We start from the raw sequence: 22,590 nt of genomic DNA, 5'->3' as shown, positions 1-22,590 counted from the left end.
TATTTATCCATATTGTTCTCCAAATTTATGCTTTACATTTTGGAGCACTTTTTTAATATCTTGTTCCTTTGATTTAGGAAAGATAAGCAAAATATCGTCTTCATCTACAATGATATAATCCTTCAAACCATCAATTACAGCGATTTTATTTTTTTTAGTACGAATCATGTTACCCGTAGCTTCATCAGTGAGCGTTCTTGCATTGACCACTGCATTGTCAGATTTATCTTTGTTTAACTTATCATATAAACTACCCCACGTTCCCAAATCATTCCAATCAAATTCTGCGGCTATTACAAACACATTGTTTGACTTTTCCATAATCGCATAATCCACAGAAATATTTTCAGCCTTAGGATAATTTTCTTTGATAAACCTCACTTCTTCATCTGAATTATATGCAGACATACCCGATTCAAAAAGTTTAAAAAGTTCGGGTTGGTTATTTTTAAATGCTTCCACTACACTTTTTACACTCCACATAAAAATACCAGCATTCCATAAAAAATTACCTTGATTAATAAAACTCTTTGCTGTTTCGTAATCTGGTTTTTCTCTAAACTGATTTACCGATTTAATGTCGCTTGTAGACGTTTTATCAAATTCAATGTATCCGTAACCTGTATTTGGAAAGGTGGGTTGAATTCCTAAGGTCATTAGAGCATTGTTATTTGTGCAATAATCAAATGCTTGTTTTACATTTTTTGAAAACGTTTGTTCGTCTTCAATCCAATGGTCGCTTGGCGCTACAATCATAACCGCATTAGGGTTCTCTTTTTGTATTTTTAAAGAGGCATACAAAATACAGGGTGCTGTATTTCGCATTGCCGGTTCTAAAACCACCTGTCTTTGCGTTACCTCTGGAAGTTGCTCTAATACCAAATCATTATAACGTTCATTGGTAAGAATGAATATGTTTTCTTTAGGAATTAAATCAGCTAGTCTGTGAAATGTTTTTTGTATCAATGTATCTCCAGTCCCTAACATATCATGGAACTGCTTTGGAAAATCTTGTGTACTTACTGGCCAAAATCGTGATCCTACACCGCCTGCCATGAGTATGGCATAATAATTTTTATTCATAATTTTATGTTTCAATCAATTCTACTTCAGCATTGGGATTAAACAAATAGATTCTTCCTGTTTTAACCTCAACACCTTCATAACGCTTAACACGTTTATTTCCCATTTTAAATATTTTTCCATTATGGATTTTAAACATACATCCTATGGGTACCTGGAAAATATACGTTTTATTATTTGGTTGGTCAAATTGTTTTAGGGCTAATGACAAATTAATATCTGTATCACTACTGGCCTTGGGATTTTTAAAATGTAAGGCTAACAATGGCAACAAACTAATAGGAAATACTTCTGGGTTTAAAAACGGTAACATTAAATGCTGAAATGTTATTTTCCACTCTTTGCCATGAGGTTTTATAAACTTACCATAGACTTGATAGGCTTCAAAATGAGCAATTTCATGAATAAGAGTTATTAAAAAACGAAACTCATTTAAATTTGAGTTTATACTAATTTCATGTTTACCATTTGGCAATCGCCTATAATCACCATGACGTGTTTTACGCTCCCTTTTTATCTTTACTGATAGCTTATCGTGGTTTAAAAGCTCAATAACCTTTGGCAAGGCTTGTTTAGGTATGTAATCTTGAATTTGATGTTGTATCACACTAAAAAATACACTGGATTAGATGAGCTCTAGCAAGGTAGACATGTCACTAAAAGTACCATGAGCTTCAGATTTTAGTTCATTTTTATAATCGTGTTCGGTATACCCTAAAACATCAAAACCTCCTCTTTTAGCTCCCAAAACGCCCGACAAACTATCTTCTATTACCAAACAATCCTCTGGCTGAAATCCCATAGTTTTAGCGGCCCACAAATAGACATCTGGCTCTGGTTTCCATTTTTGAATAGTATAACAACTAAAAATTTTTCCTTCAAAATAAGGCAACAACCCTGTTACTTCTAGATTCAATCGAATTTTGTTCTCTGGCCCACTGGAAGCCACACAAAAGGGCAGTTCTAAATTTTCAAGCACCTCCTTAATACCTGTAATAGGCTGAATATCTTTTTTAAATGCTTTAAAGGTATTGGCTCTATAATCTTGCTCAAAGGACTCTGGTAGTGGTCTTTGAATTTTCTGAGAAATCAAATCCATGCACAGGTTTAGTGATTTTCCTTTTAAACTGATTAATGAATCGTGCTTATCCATATCTGCTCCAAGAGCATTGGCCATATCAACCAAAACACCTATAGCAATGGTTTCACTATCAATTAAAACACCATCGCAGTCAAAAATTATGCATTTGTACTTTTTCATAAGATGAAGTAAATTAAGGAGTAGAATTTGAAACCTGTAGTAGTTTACCGTTGTAGTATGTATTTCCGTTTAATGAGAAGTCGAATATATATTCGGCCATTTCTGAAGCTGTAGTAGGTGCCTGATACCCGGGAAAAGCCTCTTCTAGCATTTCTGTTTGTACAGCTCCTAAGGCCAACACATTAAATGATATTCCTGAATCTCTATATTCTTCTGCCAACAATTCCGTGAGGGCAATCACAGCAGCCTTGCTTGAACTATATGCCGCCAAACCCGGAAACTTCATACTGCCTTGAACCCCGCCCATAGAACTTATGGTCACTACATGGCTTCCTGTTTTCATAAAGGGTAAAACAATACGGGTAAGTTCTGAAACACCATAAACATTTGTTCTATAAACGTTTTCAAAATCATCTATGCCTGTTTCTGAAAAAGGCTTATTTAAAAGTGCGCCCGCATTATTAATGAGTATATCAACTGATTGCCAGTTGTTATGTATAAAATCATCTACTTTTTTATAAGCGGCAACATTACCTAAATCAAAAGGAAAACAGGTAACATTTTCCAAATTCAAAGCTTGAACAGGCTTTTCGTTACGTGATAATGCCAAGACTTCATGCCCTTGCTGAGCAAACAGCTTAACCAACTCAAATCCAATTCCTCTACTTGTTCCTGTAATAATTACATGCTTACTCATTGCCATTCATTTTAATTTCTTTCACGTCTGAATTTACTATACCTTCAATAGCCGGAATCATTTTATTTATAAAACTTGTCATATGATTGAAATCCATTTTATCAGGTTCATCATACACGTGATGGTAGTACTCAAAATTTGTAAAATCGAAAGTCGAAATTGCCTGAGCTGGCACATGAAACGCTTGGTAAAACGGATAATTATCAGATCTTTTAAACAAACTATACTGTTTTGCCTCAGGTAAAAAACCAACTAGCTCTTCACCTGCATAGTGATTAAGTTTATCGGCCATATTAGATAAATCATAACCTGTTATATAAGTTAGGGTTTTATCTTTTGACCTTGGCACACCAATCATTTCAAAATTAATCATGGTATATAGGTTTAAACTGTCAGATTTCAATCTACTTGCTAAGTGCTCAGAACCTTTTAAACCCAGTTCCTCTGCCGAATATAGCGTAAACAGGATGCTACGTTTGTTTGTTTTCGATTTTGCAAAATACTTGGCCCATTCTAAAACAGCTACGGTACCCGAGGCGTCATCATTAGCTCCATTAGCAATGCTATCTCCTTCTACTTGCTTTCCAAATCCAATATGATCATAATGAGCGCCAAGAATGACAAACTCCTTTTTTAAATTTGAATCACTGCCTTCTATATAACCAACCACGTTATAACCCACAACAGATTTTACATGAAAGGAATCTCTATATGTTTTAAAAAAGGGTTTAATATCATTTTTCTTAAATAAGGTTTCAATAAAAACAGCTGCTTTCTCTATCCCTTCAGAACCTGTATTCCTTCCCTGTAATTCATCTGAGGCTAGATACTCTAAACTGAATTTCACATCAGCTAATTCAGCATATTTTATCTCTTTTTTTGTAAGCTCAACATGAACGCTATCTGAAATATTTTTTTCTATGGGACCTGAGCTTGAGACCAAACTTTTCTTTTGGCCGCCACAGCTCAACACCATACAAAGACAAGCTACTGCTAATACTTTTTTCATATATTTATTTAATTGCTAAAGATAAAAAACATTACTAAGAACCTTAAATAATCACTCATTTTATCTTCAATTCTACCATTCCTTAACCATTAAATGCTAGACACCCATAAAACCATTTAATAAAAATTCATTAAATTGAATAAAATTTCGTACAATGCCAATTTTCATGGATCGACATGATTTGCCTGGAGTAAAACTTCAGGATGCAGCAAAAGCTCATAAAAAAGATTTAATTCATCAAAATGAGTTTAATTGTAAAGTTATGACCTATTGGATTGATGAAGAACGCGAAAATGTATTTTGCCTGATTGAAGCACCAAACAAGGAAGCTGTGCAAGAACTCCATCGAAAAGCTCATGGACTAGTACCTCATAAAATCATTGAAGTGGATGCTGGTTTAGTTAAATCTTTCTTAGGACGCATTCAAGATCCTGAGCCTGAAATATCACCCATGAACTCTGCGCATCGTACTATATTGGTCATAAAAACGCCTCTTATTACGCATACTGAAACAGCACACAATACTGCGTATCAAACACTTCATGCAAACATTAACCTTTTTGTTAATAAATTTAATGGCGTTATTATTAGTAATAATACAAACTGTTATTTAACGTCATTTAGCTCAGCAAAGGATGGGCTATACTGTGCTTCAAATATTGTACAAAATGCTAAATTTATTAACCCTAAGCCTAATGACATACATAATTTCTTTAGCATTGGTATGGCTACGGGTGATCCTGTAACGGCTAAAAACAATTTATTTGAAGACACTATTAATTTAGCTCAAGCTCTTTGTGAATTAGCAAAAGGCGATTTAGTAATTTCCCGTAATGTTAATGAGCAAATATCCAAACATCATTTAGATAGAATTTGTAAGAATCATTTAATTACCTATTTTAGGATTCAAGACGAAACCTTTCTTTTAAAGCTACATAAACTTTTTCAGGAACATTACAATAATTCTGAAATCACAGTAGACTTTTTAAGTCGTGATTTAGGCTATAGCAAATCTCAACTTTACAGGAAAACAACAACGCTTACAGGTAGATCGCCTAATATATTACTAAGATCATTTCGATTAAACAAAGCCCTTAAAGCCTTGTATAGTCAAAAAGGAAATATTTCTGAAATTGCCTTTGAAACTGGTTTTAACAGTCTTGCCTATTTCTCTAAATGTTTTAAAAACAATTTTGGCATACTTCCTTCAGAATATATACATGGCTACCTATCTTAAAATTTCTCTCTATTGCACGAAATCTTCAACTCTTTGAATTAATTGTCCTAATATATTGGTTTACGATACCATAACTTTAACACTATTAATCAAAACCAAAGAATTATGAAAACGTTAAAGTCAATTTTAATTTTAGGTATTTTACTAACAACATCAAGTATTATGGGACAAGAAAAAACAGCAGCTGAACTTCTTAGAGAAGAGGCTGCAACTCCAAACCTGCAAATGTATGTCATTGAAAGAGAAATACCCAATGCAGGACAATTAACATCTGAGGAACTAATAGGTGTTTCTAAAACATCATGCTCAGTATTAGATGATATGGGACCAGCCATTAAATGGGTTAACAGTTTTGTAACAGATAATAAAATTTACTGTGTTTACTTGGCAGCAGACATTGAACTTGTAAGGGAACATGCCAAAAAAGGCGGATTTCCAGCCAATACTATATCAAAAGTAGCAAATGTTATTGATCCAAGTACGGCCGAAAATCGCTAAATAACTATATTTCAATATTTAAGTGTTTTTTTTTTAAGAGTTATATTATGAAATTTCACCAAAAAATATTATTTTATAGTGTTAACCAACTAAAATAAATGAATGAAAGCTTTTAAAAAATCCTGTTTAGCCCCCGTATTAGTTCTTTTACTGTTGTTGATTGGTTCTTATTCTTTTTCGCAAGAAAAGGACACAAACTCAGAGGAAATATCATTAGTTTATACCGTTGATCATAAAGATTTAAAATGGCACCCAGCACCTGATTTTTTTCCAGGTTGCTCATTTACTTTACTGCATGGCGCTATTGAACAACCAAATTTAGATTTGTTTTTTAAAATAAATCCGAATACTGAAGTAATTAATCACACCCATAATTCACCCGAACGCATGATTCTTATTTCTGGTGAATTAGAAGTTCAATACGAAAATGAAGAACCACAAATTGCTACGGTAGGCTCTTATCTTTATGGACCGAGCAATAAGCCTCATAAAGCAAAATGCCTTGACAAAGGTCCGTGTGTGTTGTTTATTGCTTTAGAAGATCCTTTTAATGCAGAACCTATTATAGAAAAAGATTGATTAAAAAGCCGTTCAAAAACAAAAAGCCACTTCAAAATTTGAAGTGGCTTTTTTTACATATAAATATATTTTAAACCTTAAACAACCATTGTTAAAGGGTTTTCAATGTATCCTTTTAATGTTTGAAGGAATTGAGCTCCTGTAGCGCCGTCCACCGTTCTGTGGTCACAAGCTAGTGTTAACTTCATTGTGTTTCCTGGAACAACCTGTCCATTTTTAACCACTGGTTTTTGAACTATAGCACCTACCGAAAGTATAGCTGAATTAGGCTGATTGATAATTGATGTAAAATAATCAATACCAAACATTCCTAAATTAGAAATAGTAAACGTACTACCTGACATTTCATCTGGAGTCAATTTTTTATTTCTAGCTTTACCAGCAAGCTCTTTCACCTCTGCACCTATTTGCGGTAAAGATTGCTCATTAGCAAATCTCACTACAGGCACCACCAATCCATCTGGAACAGCTACAGCCACACCAATATGAACATGATTGTTTAAACGCATTTTGTCATCAAACCATTGTGAATTCACCTGAGGGTGTTGCTTTAATGCTAACGCACAAGCTTTAACCACCATATCATTAAATGATATTTTAGTATCAGGAATAGAGTTAAACTGACTTCTAAACGCAATAGCATTGTCCATATCAAACTCAACAGCTAAGTAATAATGAGGTGCTGAGAATTTCGACTTAGTTAGTGACTTAGCAATTGCCTTACGCATTTGTGAATTAGGTACATCATCAAAATCTTCTTGACCTGTTGGCACAAATTTACCAACTGAAGCCCCTGATGCTGCAGGCTCATAATTCTCTATATCTCGCTTAACTATACGTCCATTCTCTCCAGAACCTTGTACTTTAGTCAAGTTTATGCCTTTTTCTTCTGCTAATCGTTTTGCCAATGGCGACACATATACCCTACCGTTTTCGGTAACTGGCGTAGGTGCTGGAGCGCTCTTCTTAGTTGCTGCCGGCGCAGAACTTGATTTAGATGCTTCAGGTTGAGATGCTGTTTTTGGAGCTTCTTCTTTTTTAGCCGGAGCACTTCCCACTGAAAAACTAGCTGCAACACCAGAAACATCAGTCCCTGCTGGTCCAATTATAGCTAAAAGTTCATCTACTTTTGCAGACTCACCCTCTTTTAATCCTATTTCTAATAAAGTACCTGACTGGAACGATTCAAACTCCATTGTAGCTTTATCGGTCTCAATTTCAGCAAGTATATCGCCTTCTTCAACCGTATCTCCAACTTTTTTCAACCATGTTGCCACAGTTCCTTCCTCCATGGTATCACTTAACCTTGGCATTGTTACTACAATTACGCCTTCAGGTAATTCGGCCGCTGTTGAATTTGCCTCTGCAGGTTCTTCTTGAGCAGAGGTTTCAGTAGGCTCTGAAGTCTCTGTTGAGCTTTCCTGTGAAGTTGTAGCGCTTCCTCCACCATTCAACAGTCCTGAAATATCTTCGCCTTCTTCACCTATTATAGCTAAAAGCTCATCTACCTTTGTAGTTTCACCTTCTTGAACCCCAATATGAAGTAACGTACCTTCATTAAAAGATTCAAATTCCATAGTGGCCTTATCGGTCTCTATTTCAGCTAAAATATCGCCTTCTTCAATCTTATCTCCTACCTTTTTTAACCAAGCCGCTACGGTACCTTCTTCCATAGTATCGCTTAAACGCGGCATATTTACTACTATTGCCATAGTTTATATTTTGTGTTGAATAAATGGATAATCTTCTTGCTCATACACCACATCATACATAACGTTCTTTTCTGGGAACGGTGATTCATCAGCAAATTTTTCACATTCAGCTACGCGATCTTTTACACGCTTATCAATAGCTTTAATTTCTTCTTCTGTTGCGTACTCCTCTTTAAGAATAACATCTTTTACTTGCGTAATAGGATCTATCTTCTTGTATTCCTCAACCTCAGCTTTTGTTCTGTAATGTTGCGCATCACTCATAGAATGCCCTCTATATCTATAAGTTTTTAATTCTAAAAATGTTGGCCCACCACCTTTTCTTGCGCGTTGTATAGCCTCATCAAATGCTTCTGCTACTTTCACAGGATTCATACCATCAACAGGTGCTGAAGGCATTTCATATCCTAAACCTAGCTTCCAGATATCATCATGATTTGCTGTTCTCTCCACTGAAGTTCCCATAGCATAACCATTATTTTCACAAACGAATACTACTGGTAAATTCCAAAGCATAGCTAAATTAAACGTTTCATGTAAAGAGCCTTGTCTTGCAGCTCCATCACCAAAACAACATAAGGTTACGGCATCACTGCCGTGGTATTTATCACCAAAGGCAATACCCGCTCCTAATGGAATTTGCCCACCAACAATACCATGTCCTCCGTAGAAGCGATGTTCTTTGGAGAAAATGTGCATAGAACCACCAAGTCCTTGTGAGGTTCCGGTTGCTTTACCGTATAATTCTGCCATTACGCGTCTTGGATCTACGCCCATACCTATTGGCTGTACGTGATTACGATAAGCTGTTATCATTTTATCTTTAGTCAAATCCATAGCGTGCAAAGCTCCTGCTAAAACAGCTTCTTGACCATTATACAAGTGAAGAAATCCTCTTACTTTTTGTTGAATATAAACTGCAGCCAATTTGTCCTCAAACTTTCTCCAGAATAACATGTCTTCATACCATTTGAGGTAAACCTCTTTTGTGATTTTTTGCATCGAATAATATTGTATTATTAATAAGCGAAATACAAAAGTAATATTTTGTACGTTACTGGAAAAACCCAACACGCCTAAAGTCAAAAAAATATGAAAATTAGAGCTTCAATTAAGATAGATTAGTTAATTGACAATTTTAATCTGAAAAACTTAAATATATTAAATTGAACTTGATTTTAAATATTAAAGCACAGATTTGTCAAAACCAAAAGGCAATAAATTAGACAAGGAATGAGACCTTGCTATGGTGCCCGTTTCACCCATAAAATAGATTTCTATAGGCTTGCTTTGTTTTACTTCATACTCTGCTATAGCTTGCCTACAAGCCCCACAAGGCGGAATAGGTTTTGAGGTAATAGAGTGTTTTGATCCTGCTGAAATAGCCATACGCACAATCTGTGCTTCAGGGAATTTAGATCCTGCATAATATATTGCTGTTCGCTCGGCACATAAGCCTGATGGGTAAGAAGCATTTTCTTGATTACTTCCTGTTATCACCTCGCCATTATCAAGTAAAAGCGCTGTGCCTACTAAAAAGTTTGAATACGGTGCATAAGCCTGCTTTCTTACGCTGATGGCTTCTTCTAATAAACTCTTTACCTCCTCTGATAACTCATCAAAGCTTTCAAATACTTGTAATTTGGACGAAACCTCAATTTCTTTCATAAGCTATTATTACGTGACCTAGTAAAGATAACAAACACTTTAAAACAAAGAACTATTGCCATCGCAATAGTTCTTTGTTTTTTATTTGAAGCATAATGCCTCCTTAGTATTCTACGTACTCGCCTTCACCAATATTAAATGTTAAAGAGAAACGCAATGTGTTTTCTAACGGACTCTGCACTTTAGAGGTTGAAAACAAATAAGAAATATCTATATTTACTACATTGGCTTTAAATCCTGCTCCAAGTGCTAAAAATTTTCTAGCCCCTTTTGTTTCATGCTCATTAAAATATCCCATCCTAAAAGCAAAGGCGTCTTGGTATAAATATTCTGCACCAAGGGCATAGGTAATTTCATGCATTTCTTCTTTAAAACCACCAGGAGCATCACCAAACGACTGAAACATGCCTTTTAGAAAACCAACGTCATTTGGTTTTCCTTTATAGATTACATTGTCCTGCACAGTATTACCCTCTTCATCTACCTCAGTTCCCAAAATTGGTGGTGTAGGCACTAATAATTTTGTGATTTCGGCAGTAACCGCCACTTTATTGTAACTATCAAAAATAAAGTCAAAACCACCACCTAAGCGTAAATTTGTTGGTTGAAAATTATCAAGACCAGCATCATCATATTTAAATTTAGGACCAATATTCTGAATAGCAAATCCAGCTCTCCACCGCCCATTAAAATCGGCATAAGCCGCTTCCTCACTCTGGTAATACCCAGTAATATCAACACCAAAGGTATTGGCTGCTGAAGCATCACCATCAAGTCCTTGAATTCTTAAATTTGAACGCAAATAGCGCATACCTACAGCCATGGAGAATTGATCAGATAAACGCAAGGCATAGGACGCATCTAAAGACATTTCGCTCGGTTTTTGAATTCGAGGCGTATCATTAGGGCCATCAACAAACTCAATTTCTCCTAAAGAAAAATATCGTAACCCTACCGAGAACGCGCTACGCTCATCTAGACGATTAAAATACGTCACATTTCCTAAAAAAATATCGTTTACTAGTTTACTTAAATACGGGGTGTAGCTAACACCGATTCCTGATTTTGTTTCAGAAAACGCATATTTTGAGGCATTCCATTGTTGCGAAAAAGCATCAACAGATGTTGCTACGCCCATATCAGCCATACCGGCTGCACGAGCATCGGAAGCAATCATTAAAAAAGGAACACCAGTTGTAATAACTCTGGAGTCATTTGGATTTGGCACAATAGTATTTTGAGCCTGAATTTCAAAAATAAAAGCGAGTGCTACCAACAGCAAAAATCTATTCTTCATGAAGTAATGTTTATTTAGCAAATATAATTTTTTATTACAGTATTACAAGTTTCTCTATTTTTTCCACCGTTTTATCTAACCGATTTGAATGTACTTTCAACTTATAGACATAAACCCCTTTTCCTATTTTATCACCAAAATCATCTCTGCCATCCCATACTATATCCCTTGATAATGACGAGCTGGTTGTTTTTATGCCTCCTGAGGTTTGTCCATTTAATGTCCTTACCAATTTACCAGAAACAGTGAATATCTGTATAGAAACGTCTAAAGACTCTGAACTATTGTGATTGAACCAAAATTCTGTATAATTCACAAAGGGATTCGGGTAATTTAGTACCTTATCAATCACCAATTCCTGATTCTCATTATACACTACAAATTGAATTTCTGAAATCGACGAATTATTGTAAACATCCCAGGCACGAACAGTTAACGTATGTAACCCAGGCTCAATGTCTCTTAAAGGAAAACTCACAACACCTTTTCTATAATTATCTACTTCGGTTTGGTAATAGTCATTTAAAATAATAGGATTTTTTTCATCCCCATCTATTATAGCCACGATATCATGCCCTATTCCACTTGCCGTATTTATACCATTGGCGTCTTCCAACTTTACTAATAAGGTAGGAGACTGATTTGTTATACCTCCAGAAACAAAATTTTCATCATTCATATAAATTTGCATGACTGGCCCAACATTGTCTTCTTCAGCATTTTCGTTAACCCCTCCAATTTTTACTATATTTACATTAGCACCCGACTGGTCTTGGGTAAAAGTTTCGTTTCTTGCATAGAAACTCACTTTACCATAACCCACTGGCACCCCAATATCTTTAGGCACCACAAAATCAAATTCAAATTGTCCGTTGGTAACTGAAGCTTGTCCCCTAAAAATAACAGCTCCTGGTGTTTTAAAATCCATCACCACCAGCTCACCATTTAAACGTGTACCATCATTGGCCAAAGTTCGTCTGTCAATATCTTTATCAAAAATGGTAGTAGAAAGCGTTCCGTTGTAATTAGACATAAGGTTTCCAGATGCATCTGTTACTTCTCCTGCTAATTTCACATAACTAAGCGCTTTGAGCGTATCTGTAGCTTGCCCAATTGGCGTATTATTTATTTTCGTTAATCGGACATTGGGTTTAGCAAAGGCCAGCTTCATAGCAGGATCACCTATAAAAAACACTAGGCGTCTTTGCGTTTCCCTAGATACTGAAGGATCTGCCTTAGCAAGCCTAAGCGCTTCGGCCATTGACGGGTAATCTTCCTTATTAATTAAATCATCACTGTAAGCAAACAAATATTGCCCTAAAATATTGTTAAACGAAGTGGCGAACCTCACAAAAATTTGACGTGTTGTAGTAATTAAACCAATAGCACCTGTTGTTTTATTCCAATAGGTAAATTCACCTGCCGTTTCTCTAAGCGGATTATCAAAACGGGTAAACTCACAGGTTACTGTTACAAAACAATTTAATTTACAAACATTGCGGAAATTAAGAATATCTGGTTTTAACAAGATACGTTCTGAAGCCAAACCATCTTCGCCACCGTGACCAAAATAATTAACTACTAGCGCCCCTTTATCTACAGCATTACTCAAGGCTGTTGTTACTTTGGGATACCTATCTCCACCAGCCGATGATTCTTGTTTATAGGAATCTGAATGTATTTTTACCACATTCATAGAAGGTTTCTTTTCTGTTACCAGATTTCCAATATAATCGGTTGTCTCCTGCAATATACCTTCCCAGTCTTTATCAACATCATCAGAAACCACAACAAAATCATTTCGCCAACTTCCATAAGCTTCTTTAGCATAATACGATTCAATTTTATCAACCATTTCTCTGGCCCGCTGTGGGGTTTCTGCCAATATTCTACCTACGGCAAGATCTAGCATATCACTAGAAGCCATAGTGCCTTCATTATCATCCATCATGCCATAAAAGTCATCAGACACATAAGAACTCGTCAAGCTAAAACTGTTATATGAATACCATGAAGGCACAATATTGGTATTATTAGGCAATCTATTCTTATAATCAAAAGAACCATCACCAAACAGACATAAATATTTAAGCCTTTTATCTGATGAACTAGCATTGTCATATACGTATTTCACAAAATTCCTAATCGCTCCAATATCTGCATTTCCAGTAGAAAACTCTGTATAAATATCATTTAAAGTGTAAACCTTTACATTTAATTGGTTTTGCTGTCTGTTTATTTGTGCTAAACGTTCTGCCTGAGCCAGCATATCACGTCTTGCAATAATGATATAGTCAACATCTTGAAACTGGTCTTGTGCATTGGTGAACACAGTTCCTTTTATATCTTGATTGTTAACTTTAGTTTTGCTATCAAATTTTGGTTCATAATAATCAAGCGAGGTTACAGCTACAAATCTTTTTACGGTTCCCATTTGTGTTTGAAACCTAAAACTAGAATCTCCATCTGTGTTTTCAACGTTTGAAACATTATATAAATCAGTAACATCCCATACCTCTGAAAGATTACTAGCATTACCAATAACATATTGCCCTATACCTGTTTCGGTAGCTAATACCTTGTTTTTAAACTTAAACTGTTTCTTATTAAAATTTAATGCGCGTGTTCCCTCAATAGCAATGAAATCTAAATACGCAATAGAACTTGGGTTGCCTTGATTATTATAATTTAGATTAACAGATATTTTTGATGACCCTACGTTAATAACATTATTATAGGAAGCTCCTGATGCTAAATTAGTTGAAGAGGTTGCAAAAAAGTTCAGATTGGTGATGGATTGCCCATTTACTGAAACAGCCATTGAAGTGCCTATTTTTGCGGTACTAGCAGCAACCACATGTAACCTGACTGGTTCGGTAGTTATCAAATCAGGAAATTCAAACTCAAAGGACTTATTATTTTCAATATCAAACTTATCTCCAAACCATCGTCTTCCTAATGATAATAAATTATAATCATCTTGTTCATAATATTGATAATCATCAAATGTATCAAGAATACGATTTGGTGTTCCCGTTGGCTGACTAAAATTTCTAATGCGCTTTCCTTCCCCTGCGCTTACATTAATATAATAGTAAGTACGGTTAGTGTAGCAATTAATGTGAGTGATACTTTCAGCATTATAACCTTTAGGTCCTTTGGCATAAAACAGTATGTAATCTTGATTATTAAAAACCCCGTCCTCTTCTCCAACAAACTTTATAGCATTTTCAGGCACATCATACGGATAAGGCTCAGCATTGGAATACGGAATCATATCACCTCCATGACCAAATAGCTTTATTGTTCTGGGATCTACATTGTTTACATTAACCCCCAAATTCTGTAAAAAACTTTTACTTAATTTATAAACGCCAGACGCTTCAACATAAAACCTATACCAGTTGCCATTAGCTAAAACCGAATTTGAAACACCTTTAATATTGTAACTCTTAGCTGTGATGCTTTGTTTCCTTAAATTTGCCCCAAATTGATAATTCAACTGAAAAGACACCACTTTTTTATATCCACCGCTTACATCTTTAACTATAGGCTTCAGTTGAAACACGGTATATTTTTCGTTTCTAGATTTGGCATTTCTTAAGGTAAAGCTTAATTCTGAAGCTATTTTACTTTTATCGAGGTCTATAAGTTCTTCCTCTGAAACATTCTGGTAAACAACATTTTTTAAAACAACCGTATTAGGGTTTACTATACCTTCTGATGGCCATTGATCTGTAAACAGAAGCCCATCTATGAAATTAAAACTATAATAGTCTTCACTAAAAGACGGCACTTCTATTGAAAACCCTTCTCCAAATACTCTTTTAGAATCCTTCCAATCAATACGATACTGGCGTTGTTGTGCATAAGACACAACAGAAAACCACAGTAATAAAAACAAAAATTTCTTTCTCATTGTTACATAAACGTCATGAAAGCCTCTATATTATTAAAACTATTTCAATTTCAAAAACTGATTCAAAAATACAATAATAAATCTGTAAATCGTGCGTTATTACACAACAAAACAGAGATCAAAAACAGGCAAATCATCGATGTAATACACGAAAAAAAGGACGAAATACACATTTTTTTGGTTAAAATGTAAAAAATGGCTTGCGTTATTCGGTTTAATTCTTATATTGCAGCACCAAAATTATTATTAGCTTACTTAAAAGTATGGATATGAAAAAAGTAGTATCATTAAAGGTCTTATTAGTTTTAGCACTTACTGTTGCTTCAACTAGTTGTAAAAAGTCCTCTAGTTCAAAGAACAGTTCCAGAGCTACCGGATGGCAAATTAACTCTCGCGAAGGAGGGTTTCAATATAACACAAACTTCAAGGAACAAGAAACATCTCCTGGATTAGTGTTTATAGAAGGTGGAACATTCACCAAAGGTAGAGTTCAAGATGATGTGATGCATGATTGGAATAACTCCCCAAGTCAGCAACACGTACAATCCTTTTACATGGATGAAACAGAAGTTACCAATGCTATGTATATGGAATACTTGGACTGGTTAAAACGTGTATATCCGCCCTCTGAAGATAATTTTAGAGCTATTTATACGGGTGCCCTACCAGATACATTGGTATGGAGAAACCGTCTTGGTTTTAATGAAGTTATGACCAACAATTACTTGCGTCATCCTGGCTACGGTGAGTATCCTGTGGTTGGTGTAAGCTGGATTCAAGCAGTTGAATTTGCTAATTGGCGTTCAGACCGTGTTAATGAACACAACCTTGAAAAAGCAGGATATTTGAAACGCGATGCCAAAATTACCGATGTAAATTCTGAGCAAACCTTCAGTACAGACACTTATATTAATGCCCCTACACTTACCTACGGAGGAAATGAGGAAATCATTAATGGTGATGTTAGAGGTAGAAGAAATGTAAGAACAGATGCAGACGGCAATGAAACAGGCATCTACGCTACTCGTGAAACGGGTATTATTTCACCAAAATACAGACTTCCTACAGAAACAGAATGGGAATATGCCGCCTTAGGGTTAACAGAAATTAGAAGCTATAACTTATACCGTGGACGTAAAAAATATCCATGGGATGGACAATATACACGTTCTGGAAAACGCAAAATACGTGGTGATCAATTAGCTAACTTTAAGCAAGGAAAAGGAGATTACGGCGGAATTGCAGGATGGTCTGATGATGGTGCCGATATTACCAATGCTGTAAAATCATACGAACCAAATGATTTTGGATTATATGACATGGCAGGTAATGTTGCTGAATGGGTAGCTGATGTATACAGACCTATAGTAGATGATGACTTTAATGATTTCAATTATTACAGAGGAAACGTTTATACCAAAAATGCCCTAAATGAAGATGGCACTGTAAAAGTTGTTACGGCTGATGAAATTGTTTATGACACCTTATCAAACGGAAAATTAGTTGCCAGAGATTTACCAGGTGAAATATTACAAGTTCCTGTGGACGAAAATGAAACTTATTTAAGAACCAACTTTGATAGAAGTAACCACATTAATTTTAGAGATGGTGATAAACGTTCATCACGCTATTATGAAAGTTTTAATGATGAGGAAGATGGAGATAAATCTGCCGAAGCTGAAACAAGAAAGATGTACAACTCTCCAAAACACAGAATCACAAGGGATTCTTTAGGAAATATTATAAGAGAGTATGACAAAGGAAACAACAGAACCTCTTTAATAAATGATGAAGTACGTGTTTACAAAGGTGGTTCTTGGAAAGACAGAGAGTATTGGTTAGACCCAGCTCAAAGACGTTACTTCCCTCAAGATATGGCCACAGATTATATAGGATTTAGATGTGCTATGTCTAGAGTAGGTTCAAAAAGCAAATACAAAAACAAAAAGAAAAACTAATCATTTTTCTAAAACACATAAAGTCCTAACTTATTGTTAGGACTTTTTTTATACCTTTATTTTAAAAATACCACCTTTGAATATACAACAACTTCACCGCCTCTTTTTAACAAGTCACGGTGCCTGTACCGATACTAGAAAAATTAAACAAAATGCTATGTTTTTTGCCCTTAAAGGGGAAAACTTTAATGGCAATTCATACGCTGAACAGGCCTTAAAATCGGGCGCTCGGTATGCTGTTGTTGATGAAGACGCTTATAACCTTTCTGAAAACACTATTTTAGTTGAAGATGTTTTAGAAACGCTACAGCAGTTAGCTTCATTTCATAGAAACTTTTTAAAAGTACCTATCATTGCACTTACTGGAAGTAACGGCAAAACCACCACCAAAGAACTTATTAACACCGTATTATCTCAAAAATTTAAAACTACTGCCACAATTGGCAATTTAAACAATCATATTGGTGTGCCATTAACGCTCCTTTCAATGAATGCAGATACCGAAATAGGCATTGTTGAAATGGGTGCCAATCACTTAAAAGAGATTGCTTTTTTATGTAACATCGCTCAACCTGATTACGGCTACATCACCAACTTTGGAAAAGCCCATCTTGAAGGTTTTGGTGGCGTTGAGGGGGTTATTAAAGGTAAAAGTGAAATGTATGATTACCTCATTAAAAATAACAAAACCATATTTGTAAACGGCACCGATCCTATTCAATTAGAAAAAACATTAAATACCAATCGTTTTGTATTTAATGCGCATGACTCTGATGTATCCATAAAATTTGTAAGTGCACAACCCTTTGTAACATGCCAATACAAATCACTACCTATTGAAAGTCATTTAATAGGCGATTATAATTATAACAATATTGCAGCAGCCATAGCTATTGGGCACTATTTTAAGGTAGATGCTATTCATATCAAATCTGCCATTGAAGCATACACCCCTACCAATAACCGCTCTCAGATTATAAACCAAGGCAATATAAAAATCATTCTTGATGCCTATAATGCCAACCCAACAAGCATGCGAGCAGCATTACATAATTTAAAAAACTTGAAAGGCGAAAAAATAGCAATTCTTGGCGATATGTTTGAGCTTGGCAACGATGCCAAAACAGAACATCAAAATATGGTTGATTTGGCTATTTCTCTAAATATTGATCAAATCATTTTTGTTGGTGAAAACTTTCTCGAGACTAACTTAAATAGTTCTAAAGCATTTAAATTTAAATCGTTTGAAGATTTTAAAATGGCATTTAATTTGTCAGAAATTAAAAACAAAACGTTATTAATTAAAGGCTCTAGAGGTATGGCTTTGGAAAGGATTTTAGAGCTTCTATAACATTATAAAAGACTAAGTATCTGTTCTACGTAGAACAGATACTTTTCCTAAAACTATTGTTATATTTAATTACAATTTAATAGCTAATGTTCCTTTTTTTAATTTAATGTCTTCTTCATTTTAACTAATTATTTTATTACTAGCTTTTTAATTTCCGTGTTTTCTTCTTTAGATATTTTCAACAAATAAACACCTGATTTTAAACCAGAAATATCAAGTTTCCCATCTATTAGAGATTTGCTCATCATAGCTTTTCCTAACAAGTCGAAAACAGAAATCTCTAACCTAGATTGATCCGTATTTTCAATATTGATATAACCTAAGGATGTTGGATTAGGATATATTTTAATGAAATCTTTGTTATATTCTCCAACATTCAAGGATAAATCTTCTAAATTCCTTGCAGTAACTGTCATACTCTCATTATTATTACGAACCAAAACAACCAAGTCTTTTGGCGTACTAGGAATATCGGTAGGAATAATGATATAATCCGCAAACGGAAAATCTGCCAAAAACTCTAAAGTACCACCACCACTACTGTCGCTTATGGTATACGTATTATTTAAAGCAAACTGTCCAGATTCGCCAAAACTGGCATTTTCTATCATGATTAATTCAGATTCATAATCCGAAAAATTGGCGGCTTTTAACTGTTGTATAGTAATGGTCTCTGGCGTTCTAGGTGCATTTGATAGGGCATTTCCATAAGGAACTTGACTTGTTTCTAAAATTAATTCACCATTATCACCATGCTTTAAATAGCCCCTAATATTTTCCAAAACATCACCATCAACATAAGGATCTAAAAAACCATTTTCGTCACTAACCACAATACCTGCACTATCATCTTGAAAAAAATGCAAGTTGTTATTATCATCAAAATTATAATAGGTAGAGGTTACTTGGCCAGTTACCCGATAGTACATTCCTGGATCGACAGATTGATTCCTAAGTGCTAATATATCTGCAACATCGATATAAGACCCTACACTTACAATAACGGAGTAAGTTGCAGCTGGAGACCATGGATCACCTAAATTATCTACTAGTTGCGCGACATATTTATAGGCATTACCCGGAAGCATCCCAGGTAAAAAAGTATCTATACCTGTATCAAAAGCACAGCCACTATTTACTGGACTATCATCACTTGCATCCGTAAGCCACCATCTAATAAAACCATCACCTCCAGTACCTGTACAACCATTATTATCAGAAGACATTATGAAATTGGCTACATCAAAAACCAGCGCAGCATTTGCAGCTGTGCCAGGATCCATATTTTCTAAAACACTTCCATTTGGTACGCCTTCCACAATAAGCTTTGCTCTACTAGGGTCTAAAATATCCAGAGAGCTTCTAGAAGTGATATCTGGATTATTATTTAATGGAATCACAATCCCTACCAAGTCTGCCGTACTAGGAATAGTAGCACCAATATAATCGGCTTCTGGAAACAAGGTCCTAAATGGAAAATTACTGCCGCTACCATCATTTATACTATAAAAACTACTAGCACTAAATGTACCTGAAGATTGAAATGTGGCATTCTCAACCATGACCAATTCTGATTCATAATCTTCTAAATTATCTCTTATTTCTTGAGTCGTAATAACTTCGGGAACTATTGGAAAATTCATAGTAGGAGTTTCCCATGCTGCTTCAGTAGGGATAAATCTTAAAATGCCGTTTACCTCTTCTAAATGCCCTTTAATATTGGTAAGCACATCGCCTGTTCCATATTCGTCAATTTCACCATTTTCATCATAAACCAATATACCAGCGGTATCATCTTGAAAATATTGCTGATTTTGATATACAGAACCCCTAGAATAGGTATTTGTAACTGCCCCAGAAACTATATAATATTTATAAGCTTCAAAAGTTCCCATGGGGCTGACCCTAAGTGTAGCTAAATCATTAACAGTTTCATAAGCACCAATATTAACGGTAATAGTATAATTTGCTTCAGGAGTTATAGCTACTCCTGAATTGTCAACCAACCAACCTGTTACTATATAACTTTTTCCTGCCTCTAAACCATTTACATCCTGTTCAACACCCTCATCAACAGCAAATATAGTACCACTAGTCACTATTTGATTATTACTTAAATCTTCTACATTCCATTTAATAAAACCATCACCACCACTACCTGTACCGCCTCCAGCATCATTGGACAAGTTAAAATTAGTTGCTTCAAAACCTACAGTTGGGTTGTTATTTGGTAATTCAGGATCCGCCGAAAGCGTCGACCCACTGGCAGGAGCATCCGTTAATGCCACCGAAGGCATTGCATTCATTATATCTTCCCAACTTGTTGCTACCCTAATACCATCTATAAAACCAGATGGCCCATTGGAGCGCTGACGAATCGCTACAGATGAAATTGAGACAACCCCAGCAAAAGCTTGAGATGCTTCAGCCGTTATTGGTTCGCTTGCAACAGGACTGTTTAGCACGTATAATTTTGATGTTCCTGAAGAAATAATATAGGCCGCTATCATGAGATAGGTTGTGTTCTTTGAATATACTGTTGTTCCCCATTCAATCTGAGCATTTGTGCCTTGTGAAATAATTCCAAAATTAATTTTTGTATTATCACCATCATCTTCTTTCACAAAAACTCTGGCACGTATATCGCTTGAACTATTTAAACTCATAAAAAAACTGCCACCAGCACCTGCTTCTAAAACATTGGTATCTAAATTGACCAAAGCGCTCATATAAACGGTACCAGTAGTTACAGTGGCAAACGACCTGTTTACGGCTTGCCCATTGGCACCATTGCTTATTTCGGCACTACCACCAAGCCCTGAAGATGGATAGCTCCCCATTGACAAACCCATATCATGATTATAAGCAACATTAGGAGGGCCCGGGCTATGTTCACTCCAATTAAATCCAGATACAAGTAAATCTGTGGAAGTTGTGCCATAATCAAAATTCTCTTCCAATAACGTTTGCGAAAAAACTATTGAGGAGGTTAATACAATAACAAATAAAAAGTAAAAATTTTTCATAATAGTTGGTGTTTGTTAATAGCTATGCAAATTTATGTGACCTAAAACCATAGTGATATTCACCAAGTAAAATACAGGTTTGAGGTTAGCTATTACTTATAGGAAGGGATTGCTACTAAAAACTCATTAATAAGGAAAATCTCTAATTGGATATGCTATAGTTGATCTTTACACAACCAACATTCCATTTGAGTATGTTATAAAAAGTACATACTTTTAGTAAAATAGATGATTAAAAAGTGCCCACGCTATACAGCACAGGCACAATTTCTAATTCTCCCTAAGAACTAATTAATAGCATTGTAAAGTTAGCATGTGACAGATAAGTTTACAATACCTAATTTGGGGTATTCTGTTTCAAATCATCGAAAAAAAGAGTCCTTAAAAGAGATTTTAACAAGCTAGACTTTTTTATTGCTTGCAATCATCAAAAAAACAATCTTATCGTCTTAACTATTTTGACTTTTGAATGCCTTTTACCTATTTTTAGTTGAAATTGCTATTCAAATATATTTTATGAAGGAAAAACAAGTTGCTCACGTTTTAAATCTTTGGAAAAATAATCAACCTTTACTCCCAGAAAAAAAGGAGATCTTTCTAGATGCTATTGACCAAATTGGATCTTTATTTGCAATTGGTTCCTATTATTACTATATCTTCAATTTTCAAACTTTAGACATAGATTTTACTCACAAGGGCACACAAGACGTATTAGGCATACCTGCTTCAAATGTTTCACTAAACACCCTATTTGAACTTATGCATCCTGAAGATTTAGCTAAAATGCATTCAAAAGAAGAGTTAGCTGCTCGCTTCTTTTATGAAAACATCGTTCCCCACGATATAGTAAATTATAAAGTTATGTACTTACTCCGATTAAGACATAAAAAGGGAGGATACCGAACTATTCTTCAACAAACTAGAGCATTGCACCTTTCTAATGACGGAATGATTCAAAATTGCATTACGGTTCATACTGATGTAACTTATTTAAAAATGCCTATTACCCATCAAATTTCGTTTGTTAGTGATACACTTCCTTGTTATTATGGATTGGAATGCGACAATAAGTTACATAAAATGGAATATAATCTGCATAGCATCCTAACTAATAAAGAAAAAGAAATTATTAAATTGATTTCTATTGGGGAAACCGCAAAAGACATTGCAGAAGCCTTGTCTATTTCTATTCATACAGTAAATACCCATAGAAAAAACATTCTTAAAAAGACCAAATGTGCCAATACTGCCGAACTTATGGCGAAATGTTTAATGGCTGGTATAATATAACCTTT

17 protein-coding genes are annotated in these 22,590 nt (G+C 35.1%); 6 read left to right on the top strand and 11 right to left on the bottom strand.

From position 1 onward, the window contains the following. Positions 1-3 precede the first annotated feature (3 nt). The 5 genes from KFZ70_RS07665 to KFZ70_RS07645 are packed head-to-tail and all read right to left on the bottom strand — an operon-like array spanning position 4 to position 4,050. The gene (locus KFZ70_RS07665; RefSeq protein WP_139697539.1) at positions 4-1,083 is read right to left on the bottom strand and encodes a mannose-1-phosphate guanylyltransferase; all 1,080 of its coding nucleotides are present in this window, start codon (positions 1,081-1,083) and stop codon (positions 4-6) included. A gap of 4 nt (positions 1,084-1,087) precedes the next feature. Next, complete coding sequence (locus KFZ70_RS07660; protein WP_139697672.1) at positions 1,088-1,687, bottom strand: SprT-like domain-containing protein; 600 nt, start codon at positions 1,685-1,687, stop codon at positions 1,088-1,090. Between the two features lie 21 nt (positions 1,688-1,708). Further along, positions 1,709-2,344 (bottom strand): HAD family phosphatase, encoded by a 636-nt coding sequence (locus KFZ70_RS07655; RefSeq protein WP_139697541.1) that lies wholly within the window; start codon positions 2,342-2,344, stop codon positions 1,709-1,711. A 13-nt stretch (positions 2,345-2,357) separates the two neighbouring features. Next, positions 2,358-3,041 carry an SDR family oxidoreductase gene (locus KFZ70_RS07650; protein ID WP_139697543.1) on the bottom strand — a complete coding sequence of 228 codons (684 nt, stop codon included), beginning with the start codon at positions 3,039-3,041 and terminating at the stop codon, positions 2,358-2,360. Next, complete coding sequence (locus KFZ70_RS07645; protein WP_139697545.1) at positions 3,034-4,050, bottom strand: M28 family peptidase; 1,017 nt, start codon at positions 4,048-4,050, stop codon at positions 3,034-3,036. Before KFZ70_RS07645 ends, KFZ70_RS07650 begins: the two co-directional genes overlap by 8 nt. Positions 4,051-4,216: 166 nt before the next feature. Between KFZ70_RS07645 and KFZ70_RS07640 the strand changes: the two genes are divergently transcribed. From KFZ70_RS07640 to KFZ70_RS07630, 3 genes are all read left to right on the top strand, one after another. Further along, positions 4,217-5,287: a nickel-binding protein gene (locus tag KFZ70_RS07640; RefSeq protein ID WP_233244056.1), complete on the top strand. Its 1,071-nt coding sequence runs from the start codon at positions 4,217-4,219 to the stop codon at positions 5,285-5,287. A gap of 105 nt (positions 5,288-5,392) precedes the next feature. Next, positions 5,393-5,785 carry a DUF4242 domain-containing protein gene (locus KFZ70_RS07635; RefSeq protein WP_233244057.1) on the top strand — a complete coding sequence of 131 codons (393 nt, stop codon included), beginning with the start codon at positions 5,393-5,395 and terminating at the stop codon, positions 5,783-5,785. A gap of 102 nt (positions 5,786-5,887) precedes the next feature. Next, positions 5,888-6,364: a cupin domain-containing protein gene (locus KFZ70_RS07630; protein WP_139697548.1), complete on the top strand. Its 477-nt coding sequence runs from the start codon at positions 5,888-5,890 to the stop codon at positions 6,362-6,364. 77 nt (positions 6,365-6,441) lie between these two features. On the opposite strand, the gene KFZ70_RS07625 is transcribed toward KFZ70_RS07630, so the two are convergent. From KFZ70_RS07625 to porU, 5 genes are all read right to left on the bottom strand, one after another. Next, the gene (locus KFZ70_RS07625) at positions 6,442-8,076 is read right to left on the bottom strand and encodes a pyruvate dehydrogenase complex dihydrolipoamide acetyltransferase (protein WP_139697550.1); all 1,635 of its coding nucleotides are present in this window, start codon (positions 8,074-8,076) and stop codon (positions 6,442-6,444) included. 3 nt (positions 8,077-8,079) lie between these two features. Beyond that, on the bottom strand, positions 8,080-9,078 hold the full coding sequence (pdhA, locus tag KFZ70_RS07620) for a pyruvate dehydrogenase (acetyl-transferring) E1 component subunit alpha (RefSeq protein ID WP_139697557.1): 999 nt from the start codon (positions 9,076-9,078) through the stop codon (positions 8,080-8,082). Between the two features lie 183 nt (positions 9,079-9,261). Further along, the gene (gene cdd / locus KFZ70_RS07615; RefSeq protein ID WP_139697559.1) at positions 9,262-9,744 is read right to left on the bottom strand and encodes a cytidine deaminase; all 483 of its coding nucleotides are present in this window, start codon (positions 9,742-9,744) and stop codon (positions 9,262-9,264) included. A 103-nt stretch (positions 9,745-9,847) separates the two neighbouring features. Continuing rightward, positions 9,848-11,041, bottom strand: a complete 1,194-nt coding sequence (porV, locus tag KFZ70_RS07610) for a type IX secretion system outer membrane channel protein PorV (protein ID WP_139697560.1) — start codon at positions 11,039-11,041, stop codon at positions 9,848-9,850. A 34-nt stretch (positions 11,042-11,075) separates the two neighbouring features. Next, a complete protein-coding gene (gene porU, locus KFZ70_RS07605) occupies positions 11,076-14,960 on the bottom strand; it encodes a type IX secretion system sortase PorU (RefSeq protein WP_139697562.1) in 3,885 nt (1,294 codons plus the stop codon). A gap of 263 nt (positions 14,961-15,223) precedes the next feature. On the opposite strand from porU, the gene gldJ reads away from it, so the two are divergent. Then, positions 15,224-16,918, top strand: coding sequence for a gliding motility lipoprotein GldJ (gene gldJ / locus KFZ70_RS07600; RefSeq protein ID WP_199240680.1), 1,695 nt, complete (start codon positions 15,224-15,226; stop codon positions 16,916-16,918). A 76-nt stretch (positions 16,919-16,994) separates the two neighbouring features. After that, on the top strand, positions 16,995-18,269 hold the full coding sequence (murF, locus tag KFZ70_RS07595) for a UDP-N-acetylmuramoyl-tripeptide--D-alanyl-D-alanine ligase (RefSeq protein ID WP_139697566.1): 1,275 nt from the start codon (positions 16,995-16,997) through the stop codon (positions 18,267-18,269). Positions 18,270-18,397: 128 nt separating this feature from the next. Here the strand turns inward: murF and KFZ70_RS07590 are convergent, their stop codons facing one another. After that, positions 18,398-21,295 (bottom strand): T9SS type A sorting domain-containing protein, encoded by a 2,898-nt coding sequence (locus KFZ70_RS07590; RefSeq protein ID WP_139697568.1) that lies wholly within the window; start codon positions 21,293-21,295, stop codon positions 18,398-18,400. A 516-nt stretch (positions 21,296-21,811) separates the two neighbouring features. Here KFZ70_RS07590 and KFZ70_RS07585 point away from each other — a divergent pair. Continuing rightward, positions 21,812-22,585 (top strand): LuxR C-terminal-related transcriptional regulator, encoded by a 774-nt coding sequence (locus KFZ70_RS07585; RefSeq protein WP_139697570.1) that lies wholly within the window; start codon positions 21,812-21,814, stop codon positions 22,583-22,585. Positions 22,586-22,590 lie beyond the last annotated feature (5 nt).

It is taken from the genome of Allotamlana fucoidanivorans, assembly GCF_045788535.1.
Taxonomy (GTDB): domain Bacteria; phylum Bacteroidota; class Bacteroidia; order Flavobacteriales; family Flavobacteriaceae; genus Allotamlana; species Allotamlana fucoidanivorans.
The sequence above is the reverse complement of the archived record's forward strand: the minus strand, read 5'-3'. Positions and strand labels throughout refer to the sequence as shown.